The following is an 18,798-nucleotide window of genomic DNA, read 5'->3' as shown; positions in this document are numbered from 1 at the left end:
TTGAAATTTACGGGTGAAGATAAGGATTGTTTTGGACCTTCCGTTTAGCTTCGCACATTCCCCTACCACCACCTGTCTTTTTGCTGTGCAATATTCTGACACTCGCAGAAGCAAGGTCTTTAAAATCCTTAACGTAATCATAACCATCTCATAACCTGTAGTTAATACTGGTTTAGTAGCTTTGGTATGAAGAAAAAATGCTTTAGCCAAAGGCAGTTTTCAACAAAAACAACAATACTATGAAACAGGCAAAAAACTTAATGCAGTTGGCAGCGGGAAAGCTGCTGAGCATTTTCCTGTACAGGCTACACTCATTCTACTCTCCTTTTAAATTCAACCGAACTTAAATCTCTTATCCTCGCCTTTCGAATGGCAAAAAAAAGAAAAGTAGAAGTAGCCGTTATTTCAGATGTACACCTTGGTACCTATGGCTGCCAGGCAAAAGAACTGCTGACCTACCTCAAAAGCATCAAGCCGAAGATCCTCATCCTGAACGGGGATATTATTGATATATGGCAGTTTAGTAAAAGCTATTGGCCCGCCTCCCACATGAAAGTGGTGAAGTACCTGTTAGGCCTCATCGCGAAAGGTACCAAGGTGTATTACGTGACGGGAAACCACGATGAAATGCTGCGTAAATTCGTTGGCTTTAAAATGGGTTCCTTTCAGATTGTGAACAAGCTGGTGCTGGAGCTGGATGGCAAAAAAGCCTGGGTGTTTCATGGAGATGTGTTCGATGTAACTATGCAGCACTCCAAATGGCTGGCAAAACTGGGAGCACATGGCTACGATCTCTTAATTCTGATTAATAGCATGGTAAACTTTTTCTGCCGGAAGTTCGACAGAAAAAAGGTACACCTCTCCCGCAACATAAAAAACCGGGTAAAGAGTGCTGTCAAGTTTATTAACAATTTCGAGGAGACCGCCTCTGATATTGCCATCTCCAATGGCTACAACTATGTGGTATGCGGTCATATCCATCACCCCGAAATGAAGGAAATTTCCAAAGAGGAAGGCACTGTTACCTACCTTAACTCAGGCGACTGGATCGAGAACCTGACTGCCCTGGAGTATGATAAAGGAGAGTGGAGCCTTTACAAGTTCCAGGATGATGTGGCCCTGGTGGAGGAGGAAGACGAAGAGCTGGTACCAACAAACGTGCAGCTGTTCCAGAGCCTGATGGTGGAATTTAACCTGAAAACTGCTTGAGAATATTGTATGCTATTCAGGGGACAGGCAACGGTCACCTGACCAGGGCAATGGATGTAATTCCGGCTTTACAGCATCATGGAGAGCTGGATATTCTGGTGAGTGGGTGCCAGGTTGATCTGAATTTGCCTTATCCGGTGAAATACCGGCTTAAAGGGCTAAGCTTTATCTTCGGAAAAAGCGGCGGTATAGATTACCTGCGTACTCTGGCCCAGGTTAACTCCAGAAGCTTTTACAAAGAAGTGCGGCAACTGCCCGTTAAGGATTACGACCTGGTAATTACAGATTTTGAGCCTATTTCCTCCTGGGCCTGTGCCATGGCAAAGAAACATTGTGTCGGGCTAAGCAACCAGGTGTCGGTGCTTAATCCTAAAGTGCCCAAACCCGAAGAAGCTGATTTTATAGGCAAGTTTGTCTTAAAGAATTATTCTCCTACTACTGTACAATATGGCTTCCATTTTGCCCGCTTCGACGACACCATCTTTACACCGATCATACGCAGGCAGGTGCGGGAACTGGAGATAAGCAATAAAGGACATTATACAGTTTACCTGCCTGCCCACGACGATCATAAAATCGTAAACAGGCTCATGCATTTTAAACATGTAGAGTGGCAGGTATATTCAAAACATAATAAGCAAGCCTTTCAGTACGAAAACGTGTCGGTGCAGCCGATACAGAACGAGGCGTTCCTGAAAAGTATGGCTTCTTCGGCAGGTGTGCTCTGTGCTGCCGGGTTCGGAACGCCATCAGAAGTGTTGTACCTGCAAAAGAAGCTGCTGGTAGTACCTATGAAAAACCAGTTTGAGCAGGTTTGCAATGCGGCAGTGCTGAAGCACATGGGCGTGCCTACTATTAAAAGCCTTAAGAAAAAACACCTGCCTGCCATACAGGAGTGGCTGCTGCATGGCAAGCCTGTAGCCGTAGATTATCCCGACGAAACAGCAGCTATTGTAAGCAGAATTGTGCAGGAAAATACCTGAGGTAGAAAATCAGATACAGAAGACTCATCCCGGGCAATAAAATCGCGTTAAGCAGTTGGGAGAAACACAGCATGGAAATGAACGCTAAAAGCGATAAACAAACAGCAGATCAAACTATATTCACTTCTAATCAACATCCTCCTGGAGCCATAGAGCACAGTGCTGCTGTAAAAAGAGCAGCTTTCGGCGCCGATTTTGCCTGGGGCGTTTCTACAGCAGCTTATCAGATTGAAGGAGCACACGATATAGAAGGCAAAGGCGCCTCTATCTGGGACGTTTTTTCTGGTAAAAAGGGCAAAGTAAAGCTAAACCATAACGGCAACTTCGCCTGCGACTTCTTTAACCGCTATCCCGACGATCTGGAGCTGATGCAGTCGCTCTCCATTCCGAATTTTCGTTTTTCACTGTCCTGGCCACGCCTGCTGCCTGACGGGCATGGGCGCGCCAACCAAGCAGGCATCGACTACTATAACAGGTTGATAGATCATTGCCTTGAGTTGGGGATTACACCTTGGGTAACGCTGTACCATTGGGATCTTCCGTATGAACTGGAGAAAAAAGGTGGCTGGGCAAACAGAGATATAGTAGGCTGGTTTCAGGAGTATGCGGCGCTTTGTGCCAAACATTACGGAGATAGGGTAAAACATTGGATGGTGCTGAACGAACCAATGGTGTTTACCGGAGCCGGATACTTTTTAGGCGTGCATGCACCAGGGCGCATAGGCTTTAAGGGTTTTGTTCCGGCGGTGCATCATGCCACGCTTTGCCAGGCAGAAGGCGGGCGTGTGTTGAGGGACCTGCTTCCTGGTGCAGAAATCGGCACGACTTTCTCCTGTTCACACGTGGAACCATACAGGCCCCAGGAGAAAGATATCAAGGCTGCTATACGTGTAGATGCGTTGCTGAACCGGCTTTTTATTGAACCATCACTTGGCCTGGGCTACCCACTGCAGGACTTGAAGTTTATGCGCCGCATCGAGAAATACATACTGGCGGGAGATGAAGACAAAGTTAAGTTCGACTTCGACTTTATCGGGATTCAGAACTATACCCGGGAAGTAGTGAAGCACTCTTTCTGGACGCCTTTTGTGCAGGCAAACCTGGTGCCGCCTAAAAAGCGGGGCGTGCCGCAAACGCAGATGAACTGGGAGGTGTATCCGCAAGGCATTTACCACATTCTGCACAAGTATAACCAGTACAAAGGCATTAAGAAACTGATTGTAACTGAAAACGGTGCGGCTTTTGCCGATCAGTTGCTGGATGGGGAAGTGCATGATACCAACAGGGTAGATTTTCTGCAACGTTACCTGCATCAGGTACTGCGCGCAAAGCAGGAGGGGGTAAAGGTGCAGGGGTATTTCGTGTGGTCCTTTGTAGATAATTTTGAATGGGCAGAAGGCTATCATCCCCGCTTTGGCCTGGTGTATATCGATTATGAAACCCAGCAACGTACGATTAAAGATTCAGGACATTGGTACCGGGATTTCCTGGAGGGGAAACAGAAGTTTTAAACAGAAAGGGCTGCTTCTACAGCGGCCCTTTCTGTTAGCTTAAGATGCTGCCTCGCTTTTAAACTTGCTTCCGAAGAAATAATACACAGGAATACCCAGGCCAACTATAATTAGTCCGGGCCAGGTGAAATAAGGTTTGTAGATAAGCAAGGTAATACAAATGGCGGATGCTAAAAGGATGTAAAGCGCCGGCAGGATAGGATAACCGAAGGCCTTGTAAGGGCGTGGCAGGTCCGGGCGTTTTACTCTTAACACAAATACACCTGCTATGGTAAGAATGTAGAACAGCATAACCGCAAAAATCACATAATCGAGCAACTGGCCATACGAACCGGAAAGGCAGAGAGCACAGGCCCAGATGCACTGTAGCCAAAGAGCTGCAGCAGGTACTCCGTTCTTATTCAGGTGCCCCATACGCTGGAAGAACAATCCATCTTTTGCTATGGCATAATACACGCGGGCTCCCGATAAAATAGCCCCATTATTACATCCGAACGTAGAGATCATGATCAGGATAGCAATGGCAATCGTAGCAGGGTATCCGCCTATGACATCAGCTACTGCGGTAGCCACACGATCGTTGGTGGCGTGCTTTATACCCTGCCCAATGGCATCAGCTGCCGCAGGATCTCCATTTATAGGCAGCACCAACAGGTATACCAGGTTAATGAGCAGGTAAATAACGGTTACTATACCAGAGCCTATCACCATACTCATTACAATGGTACGTTTCGGATTTACGATTTCATCGCCGGAAAACCCAATGTTGTTCCAGGAGTCGGAAGAGAAAAGCGCTCCTACCATTGCAATACCTATAGCCGATATAAATGCCCAGCCTGTCGGCGGAATTTCGTCTGGTGTACCCGCTGCCGTGGCTGCCTCACCCCAAAAGTCGGAGAAGTTTGCCTGAACAGCAGTCTCGTTTATCCCGAAGAGGAATCCAAAAAGAATCAGGCCAAACAGAGCGATAAGCTTGGTGCTGCCGAAGATGTTCTGAATCAGCTTTCCGCTTTTCACGCCCCTGGAGTTAATATAAGTAAGATAGATAATACTGGTGATTGCCAGCAGTTGTACGGTGGTAAAGTTACGACCTGCAAAAGAGAACAAGGCATTGCTCTCGCTGAACCAGGGAATGATAACACCGGTAAAGCGTGCAAAGGCCACAGCTACCGCTGCTATAATACCTGTTTGGATTACCAGGAAAAGAGTCCAGCCATACAGGAAGGCCACCATTTTATTAAATGCCTCTTTCAGGTATACATACTGGCCGCCCACATTGGGAAACATAGAAGAAAGCTCGCCATAACTGATAGCGCCTACCATTGTCAGGAAACCCGACAGCACCCACACCAGCAGCATGTTGCCAGGCGTTACAACGGTGCGCGATATATCGGCAGTTACAATAAATATACCCGAACCAATCATACCACCCGTTACAATCATGATGGCATCAAAAAGCGTTATTTCACGCTTAAAACCTTCTTTCGACTTCTCCGAAGTCTTTGCTATTCGCTCTTGCAGATCTTCCATATCTAAAGTAAAATGACACAAAAGTACTTCTTTTTGACCTGTGTATTGCTGAGCCGGGCCGGTAATTTATCAGAAGTATTTTCAGGAGGCAAAGTAATTGCCAGGAGAACTCTGCAAAACAGCTTCAGGAATTGTTGCAAAATGTGTTTTAAGCGTAGCGGCACATATACAAGAAGATATGGCAAGGCTGGCGCTTTTATAGCCAAGGTTTTATCTGATTTTTAAAGGAGTTAATGGGTAAGAAGAGCAGGTTTGTCTATTTGTTTATACAGTACCTTGCAATGCAAAGTACTGTAGCGTATCTTTGGAGCATCAATTAAATATTAACCGCTCTAAAAAATAAAACTATGAAAATGTTATTCGTATTCGCCGCTTATTTATTTGGTTTTGGTCTTGTATGCAACGAAACCGTTCGCACATCACATGTTCAACCTGCTGCAGCAGACGAAGCTGTTGCAATTGATGTAGAAGTACCTGTTATGACAGTAATGCTGGATACTGTGGTAGTATCCGCCTCTGCTTCTCATGTTACTACTGGTGCTGTAGCTGGTAACCTTAAATAAGGTGCCAGCCAGCAGCAGCTGGTATTTTCAAATACCGATAAACACACCGTCTTCGCGCACTTCTACAGGGTATACTCTGGCATTACGTGAGCGATAGTCGCATTCTTTGCCGTTGGTAAGATCATAGCGATAGCTATGCCAGGGGCATATCACTTCGTTGAGGTAATTAGTATTGCCTTTGCTAAGGGAGTGGCCCATATGCGGGCAGGCATCTTCGATGCCAAAGAAGCCGGCAAAGGTATGGGCAAAGCAGATGGTGCGGCCATCGAGCGTAAATTGCCTGAGCTTGCGCGGTGGCACCTGCTCTTTAGCCTCTGCCTCGGAGTTAAAGATCTTGTGCCAGGTATACGCTTTGGTAGTTTCTGCCATAGCTTTATTCTACAGTTATCCGGACAGCGGCTGCATGTGCCTGAACAGGTAACGATTCCAGAACAGGTTCATCAAACCAAACCTCTGCCGTTAATCCTTCCCGCAAATGTGTCGGTTTAAGTATCGTGCCTTCCTGATCCTGAATTATAGTCTTTTCATCCACCGTTATAGTGGCCTTCGGGTAATTGCTTTCGATGCCGCCTACGGTTTCAACCAATATTGTAGCCACCGACTTGCCGTTTTTAGCTGCCGTTCTTTTTAACTTCGAAATCGGGCCCTGAATATCAGGTTGCGTGTCGGGTATTCTGTTGTTGGTATTCTCGCCGCTACAGGCCGAAAACAATACAATACAAATTAATAAGAGTGATGATAGCCATTTCATAGGGTGCTTGCCATTATTCCACAGTTCTATTCAGAAAATCGTGTAAAGGTTTTACAGTTGTATACAGCGGCTTTAACTGTTTTAAGAAAGAGAGGTTACAGATTTCTTCATCTGTAAAATAATGTAGGGCCAGGTACTGTTTGTGCTGCAGTAAGCCGAGAGCTGTATGTGATTTGCTATAGCCTTTAGGAGTACCTTGCATCTTGTCTCCCTGCAGTGTCCCGAATTGTGCTTTAAAGTCAGGAGCCAGTAAGATTGCCTCCAGTTCGCCGGGGTTATAATCGATCTCTTCTCTGACCAGGGCAAGCTGAGCAGGCGTTGGGTTGGCCATGCCTCCTCCAATGCGCGACCTGCCCCCGGGCTCCAGTACTAGTATATAGTTTGCGTAAGGCGAATGCCGGCCACCTTCTGAGATGCCTGCTCCCATTCGTCCTTTGTAAGGTGCTTCTCCCTTTTTAGAAAAATCGTTTTTATTTATCCTGAACAAGCATTCCTGGGGCTTTACACCATAGAGCGTGGCATCCAGTTGCTGCAGCTCATCTATCGCATAAGCAACAAGTTCTGTGAAGCACTGCCTGGCCTCCTGGTACTGCTCCCTGTGCTGGTCCATCCACAGCTTAGAATTATTAGCCTGGAGTTGTCTCAGAAAACCGAGGATATAAGACGTATTCATTTCTTGTTGCCGTACTTTTGAACAGAGGGTTTTTATTTAGGAGTTTTAGCTTTAAACCAGATAATACCAATAACAATTACTATCACCAGCACTATTATAATCATCAGAGTCATGTGTTCTTGCATTTAAGGTGAAACATTACCCTGTTGTACTACATAACAAAGCCTCTTGTTGCAGCTAAATGTATGGCAACAAGAGGCTTTGTTGTTATATAGCCGTATTTTAGGCCACTTTCATGGCTGTGTCAGAGTCAAGGACTTTTCTGATAGTGGCTTCAGATGCATAGTGCACCAGGTAATCCCTGTAATATTTTTTAGAAGAATCTGGTTTGGTGTGTAGCACAACCTTCGAGCGCTTGCCAACAGTTATAAGACCAATGCCGCTTGCTTTGCATGCTTCCACTAAAGTTGTAGCCAGGGCATTGTTGCGGAAAACAAGGCTGCTGATGGTAATGCCTAACCAGAGGTTATTGGCAGGCATTTCTTTCAAGGTTTCAACAGATTTTAGTACTTGCGCTTTTAAAAAGCGTTTCTCCAGTATAGTATGGCCGGTAAAGCTTGCAACTAAAACTATAAATGTAGCTGGAATAACATAAACAAGGCCAGCCGCCATTACCTTAAAAACCAACGCAGCTACCAGCGTTGCTGAAAGTGTAGCACTTAAGAATCGCCATTTACTCACTCCCTGCTTCTTATACTTTTTAAGTATACGGGCGACATTTTCTGTGCCACTGGCCTGAAAAGATGCTGTAAAAACAGCGCCATCTTTCTCTTTCAGAGCAAGTAAACCATCTATAAACTGTCCTTTCTTGGTTTTCTCGTCTTTAAAAGTATAGGTGGGAGAATTAAATCTGGTAGAATAATATGATTGGAGATAGTTGTAGGCAAGATCTTCCATCTGAGCTTTTTCTGTTATAGCCATTTGCCTGATAGAAATTGAATTTGAATACCCTCTTAACACACAAACCTGATTATCTGAAACGGGCAGTTAGGATTTATGTCTTTCGAACAAAAAAATAAAAAATGTCAGTTCCGTTTGCGCGCTAAAATTAGGTGTAAATCTAAAATAATACAAAAATGAGGAACTGGTAATTGGAGAAAGAAGCTGGTGTTGTGAAGTTAATTGCATGAATTTCAATTTAGAGCAATGCTAAAAGGGGAATATTTTAGATAAAATGAATGAAAAGGAGTTGTAGTGTTTGGGTTTTTGTGTAATTTTTTCAAATTCATATTTTTGTAAAATGGTTTAGCTTTTAATGAAATATTAAAAAAGCAATATTATTTAACTTTAGACTATTGCTGTTTAGCTACTATAAAATTCTACAGGCCTGAAACGTTAAAATCAGTTTTCTATCACAAAAATCACTCTTTATATCCTTGAAATTAAGCAGGTGTGCCATAAGCTGCTATAAAATGGTTAGTTTTACCATTGCATGAAAAAGTATGCTGTGGTTTCTATATAGAAGGAATGATTATTGCTTGTGTAAATTGGGAATTACAGCCTGCTTGAATTGTATAAGAAGCCACTATGAAGAAGTTTATTCGTTTACACCTCCTCTGTTCGTTATCACTGCTTGGTTTGCTGCCTTTTACTGCACTGGCACAGGCTCCTCGTAAACCTACGGCATCGCAGGTGCTTCAGGATATAAAGAAACTGAATGTTCTGGGGAGTGTGTTATATGTAGCCGCTCATCCCGATGATGAAAACACCCGCCTGATCGCTTATCTGGCGAATCATGAACTTTATAACTCGGGCTACTTATCTTTAACAAGAGGCGACGGCGGGCAGAACCTGATCGGGCCGGAGATACGGGATGGGTTAGGTATTATCAGAACACAGGAACTCCTGCAGGCGCGGCGAACAGACGGTGGCAGGCAGTTCTTTACCAGAGCTAATGATTTTGGCTTTTCTAAAAATCCTGAGGAGACCTTTACGATCTGGGACAAAGAACAGGTGTTAGCCGATATGGTATGGGTAATCCGTAAGTTCAGGCCTGATGTTATGATTACCCGTTTTTCTCCGCTTCCTTCGGATACACACGGGCACCACACCAGTTCGGCAATACTGGCCGGCGAGGCTTTTGAGGCTGCTGCAGATCCAAAGCGTTTTCCGGAGCAACTGAAATACGTAGAAGTATGGCAGCCCAAGCGACTGCTTTGGAATACAGGTATTTGGTCTTTCAGAAGCCAGCAGGAGTTTGAAGAGCAGGGTAAACAACTGCTGCAGGTCGATGTTGGGAAGTATAACCCGCTGCTGGGCAAATCTTATACAGAGATTGCTGCAGAAAGCCGCAGTATGCACAAGAGCCAGGGTTTCGGCTCCAGCAGCTCGCGGGGAGTAGCCATAGAGTACCTGCAGCATACAAAAGGCGAAAAAGCCCAGGCAACGCTTTTTGAAGGTATAACATCCAGCTGGGCCAGGGTAAAAGGTGGCGATAAGGTGGCGAAGCTGGTGCAGCAAGCTATTGCCAACTTCAAACCTGAAAATCCTTCGGCTGTAGTGCCTGTTTTGCTGCAGGCAAAGCGAGAAATGGAGAAATTACCCGATAGCTACTGGAAAAGTACGAAACTGGCGGAGCTGGATGAGGTAGTTAAATCTGCCTTAGGCCTTTACCTGGAAGGAGTTGCTACAGAATATGCCGTAACCCCTGGAGAGGTACTGCAGGTACAGTTAGAGGCGGTAAACCGATCCGAGGTGGCTGTGCAGTTGCAGAGCATTCGCACAGGAGCCTCAAAAGACAGTACCATTAACCTGAAGCTTCAGCCGAATGAAGTAGTACGTATCCCGGTGAAGCTGCCATTGTCCGCTGCCAAAACCCCGATTTCACAGCCTTACTGGCTGAGCACCGAGGGAACAATAGGTATGTTTGCTATAGAAGGACAGCAAATGGTTGGTTTACCCGAAAATGAACCTGCTGCCTCTGTTGTGTTTCATCTGACTATAGGAGGGCTGCCTTTCAGTTATACAGTGCCTGTAGTTTATAAGCGCACTGATCCTGTGCATGGCGAACAATACAGGCCACTGGCTGTTACGCCTCCGGTGTATGTAAACATTCCGGAGAAAGTATACATGTTTGCTTCCAATGAACCAAAGGCGGTACAGGTGCTGGTTAAATCGGGTAAAGCAAATATAAAAGGGAGTGTTGCGTTGCAGCTACCTAAAGACTGGAAAGTAGAACCTGCGCAGGTAGCATTTAACCTGGGCCAGAAGGGGGCAGAACAGCAGGTGCAGTTTATGGTGTATCCGCCTAAAGGCCAGCAGGAAACCTTGCTGAAAGTGGTTGCTACTGTAGATGGAAACGCGTATACCCGGGGCTTGAATATCATAGATTACCCGCACATTCCCACGCAAACTACCTTTCCGGAGGCTACTGCTAAAATGGTGCGGCTGGACCTGAAAAAACAGGGAGAGCATATAGCCTATATTATGGGAGCCGGCGACGAAATACCAGCCAGCCTGCAGCAAATCGGTTATCAGGTAACACAACTGAAGGAGGAGGATATTACGCTGCAGAATTTAAGCCGTTTCGATGCCGTTATTCTGGGCGTTAGGGCTTATAATACAGTTGAGCGCATGCGCTTTTACCAGCCAAAACTGATGGAGTATGTGCAGCAGGGCGGCACCATGATTGTGCAGTATAACACAAACGCTGGGCTAACGACCAATAATCTGTCTCCCTACTCGTTGTCCTTGTCCAGGGATAGAGTTACGGTGGAAGACGCCGAAGTGCGGTTGCTGAAGCCAGAGCACCAGGTCTTAAACTGGCCAAATAAAATTTCGAAAGCCGATTTTGAAAATTGGGTGCAGGAGCGCGGGCTATACTTCCCAAATCAGTGGGGAAGCGAATTTGATGCTATCCTATCCAGTAACGATCCCGACGAGCCTGCCAGGAATGGAGGTTTGTTGGTAGCCAGGTATGGCAAAGGCCACTATGTGTATACTGGTTACTCCTGGTTCAGGCAGTTGCCGGCTGGAGTGCCAGGAGCCTATCGTATTTTTACCAACCTGATCTCATTAGGCAAACAAAGCAATACTAGCAGTAAAACTGAACAGGGCACAGGTTCTGTGCAGCAATAACATCCACCCTTTACTAACCATGATCAACCATACACCTGATAAGTACGATGAGGAGACAGATAAGCCGCCTTTGCTGGGTAGCTGGAGAAACATATACCTGCTGGTGCTAGCAAACCTGGCAGTGCTTATTGTTCTGTTTTATATCATTACCAGATTGTACGAATGAGGCCTCTTGACTGGATCGTGCTTCTAGGCACACTTGGATTTATTGTAATTTATGGCGTCTGGCGTACACGGGGTAGCAAAGATATCGAAGGCTATCTGAAAGGCGATAATTCCATGAAATGGTGGACCATCGGTTTGTCCGTAATGGCGACACAGGCCAGTGCAATCACTTTTCTGTCTACCCCTGGGCAAGCCTATGAAGATGGGATGCGCTTTGTGCAGTTCTACTTTGGCTTGCCGATAGCAATGGTGATTATCTCCATAACAGTTATCCCGATCTTTTATAAGCTAAAGGTTTATACAGCATACGAATACCTGGAAAGCCGATTCGATTTGAAAACCAGGACACTGGCTGCATTGCTCTTCCTGGTGCAGCGTGGCTTTGCAGCTGGCATAACCATTTATGCCCCTGCCATTATTCTTTCCACTATACTTGGCTGGAACCTGACTTTAACTAACCTGATTATAGGTGTGCTGGTGATTCTGTATACCATGTCTGGTGGAACCAAAGCTGTAAGCGTTACGCAGAAGCAGCAGATGGCTGTTATGATAGGTGGCATGCTGGTAGCAGGATATATGGTAGTTAGCTTTCTGCCGGAGGACGTTTCGTTTGGCGATGCGGTTGCGGTGGCAGGCAAAATGGGCAAAATGAACCTCGTAGACTTCTCCTTTGACTGGAACGATCGCTATAACTTCTGGTCTGGTATAACAGGAGGCCTGTTCCTGATGCTGTCTTACTTTGGTACCGACCAGAGCCAGGTGGCGCGTTATTTAAGTGGTAAATCTATAACAGAAAGCCGTCTTGGGTTGCTTTTTAACGGGCTGCTTAAAATACCGATGCAGTTTCTTATCCTGTTTGTGGGAGTGATGGTATTTGTATTCTACCAGTTTAACCAGCCGCCTGTTTTCTTCAACGATGCTGCCAGAAGCCGGGTATACAATTCTGACTATGCCTCAGAAATGCAGGAGCTGGAGGCAAAGCACACAATAATATTTAATCAGAAGCAGGCAGCGGTTAGAAGCCTGGTAACGGCTCTGAAAGCTGATAACGACATAGCGGCAGCCAATGCCGAAGAGCAGGTGAGCGTATTAGAGGCGGAATCCAGGGCGGTACGAAATGATGTGAAAGAGCTGGTGCAGAAAGCTTCGGCCAATGCCGAAACAAAAGACACCGATTATATTTTTATCTCTTTTGTTATGAAGTACCTGCCAACAGGTCTGGTAGGCTTGTTATTGGCTGTTATCTTTTCAGCTGCTATGTCGTCTACAGCTTCAGAGCTAAATGCCTTGGCTTCTACTACCGTTGTGGATATTTACAAGCGCTCTTTCAGGAAAGACGGTGACAGCAAACATTACCTGAATGCTTCGAAGCTGTTTACAACGGCCTGGGGTGTGCTGGCTATCTTTTTTGCTACTTATGCCTCTTTGTTAGATAATCTGATTCAGGCAGTTAATATTATAGGGTCCATTTTTTACGGAACCATTCTCGGTATATTTCTGGTTGCTTTCTATTTTAAATTTATAAAAGGCAACGCTGTATTTATAGCAGCTATTCTGGCTGAGGTAATTGTGCTGTACTGTCATTTTTTCACTGATATTGCCTTTTTGTGGTTCAATCTGATTGGTTGTATTTCTGTATTCGCCTTCGGGTTTATTATACAGATAATTATGGGAGATAGTGAGGAAGAGAAGACTTCTTCAGAGGCTTAGTCGTGCTGCACGATTTAGTGACTGCTTTTATTTAAAGATTATCGATATTTGTGGCAATCCAAAGCATCAACATGATAGACGAAAAACATAATCCCTGGACAACTCTTGCTACACGTGCAATCTACGAAAACCCCTGGATTAAGGTGCGGGAAGACCAGGTGCTGAATCCTAAGGGAGGTGAAGGTATTTATGGCGTGGTTAGCTTCAAAAATAAAGCGATTGGCATTATTCCTATCGATGATGAAGGTTACACTTACCTGGTGGGGCAGTATCGCTATGCCCTCAACGAATACTCCTGGGAAATACCAATGGGAGGGGGGCTGAATGAGCATGATATATTAGAATCGGCGAAGCGTGAGTTGCAGGAGGAAACGGGATTTACAGCCGCCAAGTGGACCAATATCTGTCGCCTGCATACAACCAATTCTGTAACCGATGAAGAGGGATTTGTTTTTCTGGCCCAGGAACTAAAGCCAGGTGAAACAGCATTTGAAGATACGGAAGAGCTTCATATAAAGCGTGTTCCTTTTGAAGAGGCTGTTCGCATGGCTATGAATAACGAAATTACAGATGCTATCAGTGTGGCCGGTATATTAAAGGCAGCCCTGTTGCTGAAAGACCAGAAGTAGCAGCTTTTATGAAGTATTCAGCAGAAAAGTCATACGATTAAGGTAGATAACTAGGTTCTTCGTAAGATTTGTGCTGTAATTTCCGTTTATTTAGTATCAATTACCGCTGCGATAAGTACAAACATTTAAGGGTGTATAATTGCAGCTTTTATTTAATGAGTGAAAGTGTATGAAGGCTCTCAAGTTTGTTGCACAACGCGTTTATGCTACCTGGTGTATTACCTGGTTTATACTGCCTTTTGTGGTAACATATCCGGCCCAGGCTGTTCTGGTGAGAAAGCCAAAGTGGTACAGGCATGTGCATAGCATTAACAGGGCCTGGTCTTCTATTTTCCTGCGCATGTTTATGGCGCCGCTTATTGTGGAGTGGCGTGCAAAACTGGACTACCGGCAGCAACAATATATCTTTACACCCAATCACAGCTCTTACCTCGATATACCCATGGTCATGCGTATTATCCCAGGTTTTCTTAACTTTGTTGGCAAAAGCTCGCTTTGCAAGGTGCCTTTGTGGGGAAAAGTGTATGAAAAGCTATACATCTCGGTAGACCGCAAAAGCGCCATTAGTAGTGCCAAGAGCTATATACAGTCGGTAAGATCGCTGGAACAGGGGCGGAACCTGGTTATTTTTCCGGAGGGAACTATCCCTCCAACGGCAGGAGAAAAACTGCTGACTTTTAAAGACGGCCCGTTTAAGCTGGCGATAGAGAAACAGGTGGCGGTGGTGCCGGTTACCATGCCTTATAACCAGAATTTTATGCCAGACCTGGATGGAAAGCTGAAGATACGCTGGCATCCGCTCAAGATAGTGGTGCATGAGCCTATCGAAACAAAAGGAATGACGCAGGCCGATTTGCCTGCACTAAAAGAAAGAGTACATTATATCATTCAAACAGAACTTTCGAAACATAACAAGACACATGTCAACAGATATTCAGACTATCAGGAAATTAGCACACTTAGCGCGGCTGGAGTTTAACGAGGAAAAAGAGCAGGAGATGCTGCAGGATCTGAATAAAATCCTGAACTGGGTAGATCAGCTGCGTGAGCTGGATACGGAGCAGGTAGAGCCCCTCATTCACATGACTGAAGAAGTAAATGTAATGCGCAACGATATAGCTCGAAACCAGATCACACATGAAGAGGGGCTGCTGAACGCCCCCAGAAAAGACTCCGATTATTTCCGGGTGCCGAAGGTGCTGGAATAGTCTGCCGGCTTATTTATGGATAAAATTAAATTTTATAAAAACTGGGATACTGATATAAAGTATCCCTATCTTTTTTTATTGCTGATCGGAATTCTCTCGCTGCTGCTGGGCGTTGTATGCTATTTTGCGGGAGATAACCTGGCTTATGCCTGGGATAAGCTATCTGAACTACAGGTAGTGCCTGTGCCGGTACATGAGTTTAACCGCCTGCTGATGCCATTTGCGCTGTCAGCTGATGGTTATTTAATTCTGGAACGATACGATGTGAGTGCTCCGGCAGTGCATACAGGTGCTGCCATACTGTTTTTAGGAGCACTTGCCTTATGTATTGCTTTTTATACAGCAGCGGCCAGTACGATGCGCCAATACGGATATTTTGGAGCAATCCTGCTGTTAATGCTTTTCCTTTCTTCTTTTAGTCTGGATGCGCTTGGTGTTTTTGCGGGGGGCTACAGCCAGACGCTTCTGATCGTATGTATTGCGGTGCTGGCTTCTTTAAGTTATGCGTTTCAGGCTTTTTTAACGAATGTAAGATTTTTGTGGCGCGTGTTGGCCATGCTGGCGGCGGTGCTGTTTCTGGGGGCGCTTATTTTTTCTGAGGCAAACTATCCGGCCCCACTTACCGCGCTGCATCTGGTAAACTATAGCAGTATGGGTACCTTAGTGGCTACCGTGTTATTCTTTATCTGGGTTTCTTATGCCAATGTGCAGGCCTTGCTGTGGGTAAACACGCAAGGGAAAACGCCAGAGCGAAGGTTTGGTCTTGGCCAGTTCTTCCTGATCGGGATGCTATACCTTGTTAATCTGCTCTTGCTGTTTTTAAACCACCTTGGCTATATACAATACTCCTTTATTGTAAACGGCTACGTCATTTTCCTGCTTTCTGCTATAGCCGGATTCTGGGGCATGCAGCAGCGGGAGGCATACTACGGAAAGCTTTTTCCTTTTAAGCCAACAGGTGCTGTTCTGTACCTGGTATTTGCCATCATCTCTTTTCTGAGTATAGGCTATGCCTTTGCTACAGCCAATGACACACTGGTTGTGCTATACCAGGACCTGGTGATTTATACGCACCTGGCGTTTGGCTTCATGTTCTTTGTATATGTGATCATGAACTTCAGGGTTTTGCTATCGCAGCGTTTAGCGGTATACAAGGTGGTTTATCAGCCTAATGTGCTGCCACTCTATACGGTTTATACTATGGGAACCATTATATTGGCCATTTTTGTATTCCGGACGCAGTATCGTTCCTATTTTTATGCACACGCAGGTTATTACAATTACCTGGGCGATCTGTACCATGCCGCTGATAACGATGTTCTAGCAGAACGCTTTTACCAGGAGAGCGATGTGTACGATAATCAGAATGTAAAAGCAAACTATAACTTAGCCAATATTTACCGCCTGCGGCAGGAGCGTAACAACGAAATTGTACAGATGAAGGAGGCGCTTTCGAAAAGGCCTAACCCGAAGATGTATGTGCGGCTGGCAAACCTGTATGACGAGAAGCAGTACTTCTTTGAAAAGCTATATGTGTTGCGCGAAGGAATTGAAGTGTTTCCCAAAAGTGCAGAACTATACAACAACATGGCACTGCTTTACATGCAGACCAGTGTTACAGATAGTATAGATTATTATTTTGATCTGGCGCAGCAGCACAGTAACAATCCGGAATTTATACGAAGTAACAGATTAGCCTACTATACCCGCCAGGCCATGCTGGATGAGGCCACTAATCTGTTAACTGAAAGCCACGGAGGCAACTACCTGCCATTGCGCACGAACATGTCGGCGCTTCGCCAGCTAATTGGCCGTAGCCCCGAATCCAGAAATGACTTTACGCCTGATTCTATAAAATCGGTAGAGGAATTCACCCTCTTTTACAATGCCTCTATCCGCAGGCTTGGGCGCGAAGATACTACCAGGCTTAACTCGTTGAACAGCTTTATTGCTTCTCCCGGAAATCAGTTGTTTTCCGAAGACCTGCATTACCTGAAAGGGCTGGTGCATCATTACGATGGCAGGCCAAAAGAAGGCAGAAGTATTGTAGAGAATCTGGCCTTAGCAGCGGGCGAGAGAAGCGCCTACTACTATCATGTGCTTGGCCTTTGGATGATGGAAGAGCGAAACTATATAGCGGCGGCAGCTTACTTTAAACTAGCGAAAGACAGGGGATACAGCGAGGCGTTTTTGCCACACGGGTATGCCCTGGCCCTTGCTCACCAACCTGTAGCGGCTGTTGATGCACTCGAGGAGGTAGGGTATCTGGATGTGGAGTCGGTTAAAGAAGTGGCACAGACGTTTATCCAGGTGCTGGAACAGGATGTGCTTTCTATTGTGGCACAGGCGCCTGATACAGATAAAGTACAGTACCTGCTTACCTACCTGCCTCAGCTAAGCTTGTACGACGTGAATTCTATTGTAAATGCGGTGCAGGAAAAGGAGCTGAAACGCCATGCATTGGTGGCAAAAGTAGAGTATTTAATGAACAAGCACCGTTGGAAAGAAGCTAATGAGGCTATAAAAGAAGCGGCACCAGTACTGCGGCCGGAAGATGAATTACGTTCACAGCTAAACTTGTTCCAGCTGGAGTTGTGGCTGCAAACCAACAACCATGATGTGTTGCTGAGCCGCATGAACAATTTATATTTGACAGAGAGGGACAAGCGGCAGAAAATCTATTACAGAGCCCGGATAGCTGAAGTGAAAGGCAGAGAACGAGAGGCAACAGAATACTATAACCAGGCGCTTGCCATGCTGCTGTATGATGAAAAAGTGGTTGAGGCTGCGGCAGCCTTCTTCCAAAAGCAAGCTCCGCAAGAGATGACAGCTTATAATATCCTGCTGGATGGGATCACTTATAATCCGTATGCTGTAAACCTTCATAAAGCGTATGCGCTGGAGAGCTTAAACCAAGGCTTAACAAGTTATGCCGATCAGGCATTATCTACTCTGGAAGATTTGCTTCCTGCCTCAGAATACACTACATTTAAACAGAAATTTGAGGAGCAACGCCAGGAAATACAGGCTAAAACTGAAGACTGGCAGTAAAAATTAAGCTGCATGAGCACGATCATCGAAACACACGACTTATCCAGGGTTTACCGTATGGGCACAGAAGTTATTCATGCCCTTAAATCTGTATCTATTACGATACAAAAAGGTGAGTATGTTGCTTTTATGGGACCATCAGGTTCTGGAAAGTCTACTTTGATGAATATTATCGGTTGCCTGGATACTCCCTCTGGCGGCACTTATGTTCTGAATAACAAGGATGTAAGCAACATGACCGATAATGAGCTTGCCGAAATCCGCAATAAAGAGATCGGCTTTGTGTTCCAGACCTTTAACCTGCTGCCACGGCAGTCATCGTTAGAGAATGTGGCGCTGCCCCTGATCTATGCCGGTTACGGAAAGTCGCAGCGGGAGGAAAAAGCACAGCATGCGCTGGAAAGTGTTGGCCTGGGCAACAGAGGCAAGCATAAGCCAAACGAATTGTCGGGTGGCCAACGGCAACGTGTGGCGGTAGCCAGAGCACTTATCAACGATCCAAGTATTATTCTGGCCGACGAACCGACAGGTAACTTAGATACCAAAACCTCTTATGAGATTATGGAGCTGTTTGAGAACCTGCATTCGAAAGGCAATACCATTATTATGGTAACGCACGAAGAAGATATAGCCAAGTACGCACATCGTATTATTCGTTTAAGAGACGGACTCATTGAATCGGACCTGATTAATAACGATGTGACTACTTTTGCTAAAATTCAGGCGTAGCGTTTTTTA

Annotated in this window: 17 protein-coding genes; 12 read left to right on the top strand and 5 right to left on the bottom strand. The window is 45.5% G+C overall.

From position 1 onward, the window contains the following. Positions 1–369 precede the first annotated feature (369 nt). The 3 genes from C1N53_RS13850 (at position 370) to C1N53_RS13840 (ending at position 3,703) form a co-directional block, all read left to right on the top strand. Positions 370–1,209, top strand: coding sequence for a UDP-2,3-diacylglucosamine diphosphatase (locus tag C1N53_RS13850; RefSeq protein WP_137759872.1), 840 nt, complete (start codon positions 370–372; stop codon positions 1,207–1,209). After that, on the top strand, positions 1,206–2,192 hold the full coding sequence (locus tag C1N53_RS13845) for a glycosyltransferase family protein (protein ID WP_137759871.1): 987 nt from the start codon (positions 1,206–1,208) through the stop codon (positions 2,190–2,192). The genes C1N53_RS13850 and C1N53_RS13845 overlap by 4 nt, the downstream gene beginning before the upstream one ends. A gap of 71 nt (positions 2,193–2,263) precedes the next feature. Next, on the top strand, positions 2,264–3,703 hold the full coding sequence (locus C1N53_RS13840) for a GH1 family beta-glucosidase (protein WP_240773225.1): 1,440 nt from the start codon (positions 2,264–2,266) through the stop codon (positions 3,701–3,703). 39 nt (positions 3,704–3,742) lie between these two features. On the opposite strand, the gene C1N53_RS13835 is transcribed toward C1N53_RS13840, so the two are convergent. Continuing rightward, positions 3,743–5,233 carry an APC family permease gene (locus C1N53_RS13835; RefSeq protein ID WP_137759870.1) on the bottom strand — a complete coding sequence of 497 codons (1,491 nt, stop codon included), beginning with the start codon at positions 5,231–5,233 and terminating at the stop codon, positions 3,743–3,745. Between the two features lie 347 nt (positions 5,234–5,580). On the opposite strand from C1N53_RS13835, the gene C1N53_RS13830 reads away from it, so the two are divergent. Then, the gene (locus C1N53_RS13830; protein WP_137759869.1) at positions 5,581–5,796 is read left to right on the top strand and encodes a hypothetical protein; all 216 of its coding nucleotides are present in this window, start codon (positions 5,581–5,583) and stop codon (positions 5,794–5,796) included. A 27-nt stretch (positions 5,797–5,823) separates the two neighbouring features. Here the strand turns inward: C1N53_RS13830 and C1N53_RS13825 are convergent, their stop codons facing one another. From C1N53_RS13825 to C1N53_RS13810, 4 genes are all read right to left on the bottom strand, one after another. Continuing rightward, positions 5,824–6,165, bottom strand: coding sequence for a Rieske 2Fe-2S domain-containing protein (locus C1N53_RS13825; protein ID WP_137759868.1), 342 nt, complete (start codon positions 6,163–6,165; stop codon positions 5,824–5,826). Positions 6,166–6,169: 4 nt separating this feature from the next. After that, positions 6,170–6,547 (bottom strand): DUF3221 domain-containing protein, encoded by a 378-nt coding sequence (locus tag C1N53_RS13820; protein WP_137759867.1) that lies wholly within the window; start codon positions 6,545–6,547, stop codon positions 6,170–6,172. Positions 6,548–6,560: 13 nt separating this feature from the next. Next, positions 6,561–7,220: a DUF2461 domain-containing protein gene (locus C1N53_RS13815; RefSeq protein WP_137759866.1), complete on the bottom strand. Its 660-nt coding sequence runs from the start codon at positions 7,218–7,220 to the stop codon at positions 6,561–6,563. Positions 7,221–7,442: 222 nt separating this feature from the next. Next, positions 7,443–8,141, bottom strand: coding sequence for a hypothetical protein (locus tag C1N53_RS13810; RefSeq protein ID WP_137759865.1), 699 nt, complete (start codon positions 8,139–8,141; stop codon positions 7,443–7,445). Positions 8,142–8,747: 606 nt separating this feature from the next. On the opposite strand from C1N53_RS13810, the gene C1N53_RS13805 reads away from it, so the two are divergent. The 8 genes from C1N53_RS13805 (at position 8,748) to C1N53_RS13775 (ending at position 18,789) form a co-directional block, all read left to right on the top strand. Beyond that, positions 8,748–11,297 (top strand): PIG-L family deacetylase, encoded by a 2,550-nt coding sequence (locus C1N53_RS13805; RefSeq protein WP_137759864.1) that lies wholly within the window; start codon positions 8,748–8,750, stop codon positions 11,295–11,297. A 19-nt stretch (positions 11,298–11,316) separates the two neighbouring features. Further along, complete coding sequence (locus C1N53_RS22575; protein WP_168194036.1) at positions 11,317–11,463, top strand: hypothetical protein; 147 nt, start codon at positions 11,317–11,319, stop codon at positions 11,461–11,463. Next, on the top strand, positions 11,460–13,172 hold the full coding sequence (locus C1N53_RS13800) for a sodium:solute symporter (RefSeq protein ID WP_137759863.1): 1,713 nt from the start codon (positions 11,460–11,462) through the stop codon (positions 13,170–13,172). Before C1N53_RS22575 ends, C1N53_RS13800 begins: the two co-directional genes overlap by 4 nt. Positions 13,173–13,243: 71 nt before the next feature. Further along, the gene (locus C1N53_RS13795; RefSeq protein ID WP_137759862.1) at positions 13,244–13,801 is read left to right on the top strand and encodes an NUDIX hydrolase; all 558 of its coding nucleotides are present in this window, start codon (positions 13,244–13,246) and stop codon (positions 13,799–13,801) included. Between the two features lie 169 nt (positions 13,802–13,970). Beyond that, a complete protein-coding gene (locus C1N53_RS13790; RefSeq protein ID WP_240773224.1) occupies positions 13,971–14,780 on the top strand; it encodes a 1-acyl-sn-glycerol-3-phosphate acyltransferase in 810 nt (269 codons plus the stop codon). Further along, positions 14,722–15,009, top strand: a complete 288-nt coding sequence (gene gatC / locus C1N53_RS13785) for an Asp-tRNA(Asn)/Glu-tRNA(Gln) amidotransferase subunit GatC (protein ID WP_137759861.1) — start codon at positions 14,722–14,724, stop codon at positions 15,007–15,009. The genes C1N53_RS13790 and gatC overlap by 59 nt, the downstream gene beginning before the upstream one ends. A 15-nt stretch (positions 15,010–15,024) precedes the next feature. Next, positions 15,025–18,060, top strand: a complete 3,036-nt coding sequence (locus C1N53_RS13780; protein ID WP_137759860.1) for a hypothetical protein — start codon at positions 15,025–15,027, stop codon at positions 18,058–18,060. A gap of 12 nt (positions 18,061–18,072) precedes the next feature. Beyond that, complete coding sequence (locus C1N53_RS13775) at positions 18,073–18,789, top strand: ABC transporter ATP-binding protein (protein WP_137759859.1); 717 nt, start codon at positions 18,073–18,075, stop codon at positions 18,787–18,789. Positions 18,790–18,798 lie beyond the last annotated feature (9 nt).

This window comes from Pontibacter sp. SGAir0037 (assembly GCF_005491705.1).
Taxonomy (GTDB): Bacteria; Bacteroidota; Bacteroidia; order Cytophagales; family Hymenobacteraceae; genus Pontibacter.
Note: the sequence above shows the minus strand (reverse complement) of the source record. Positions and strands in the feature narration are given on the sequence as shown.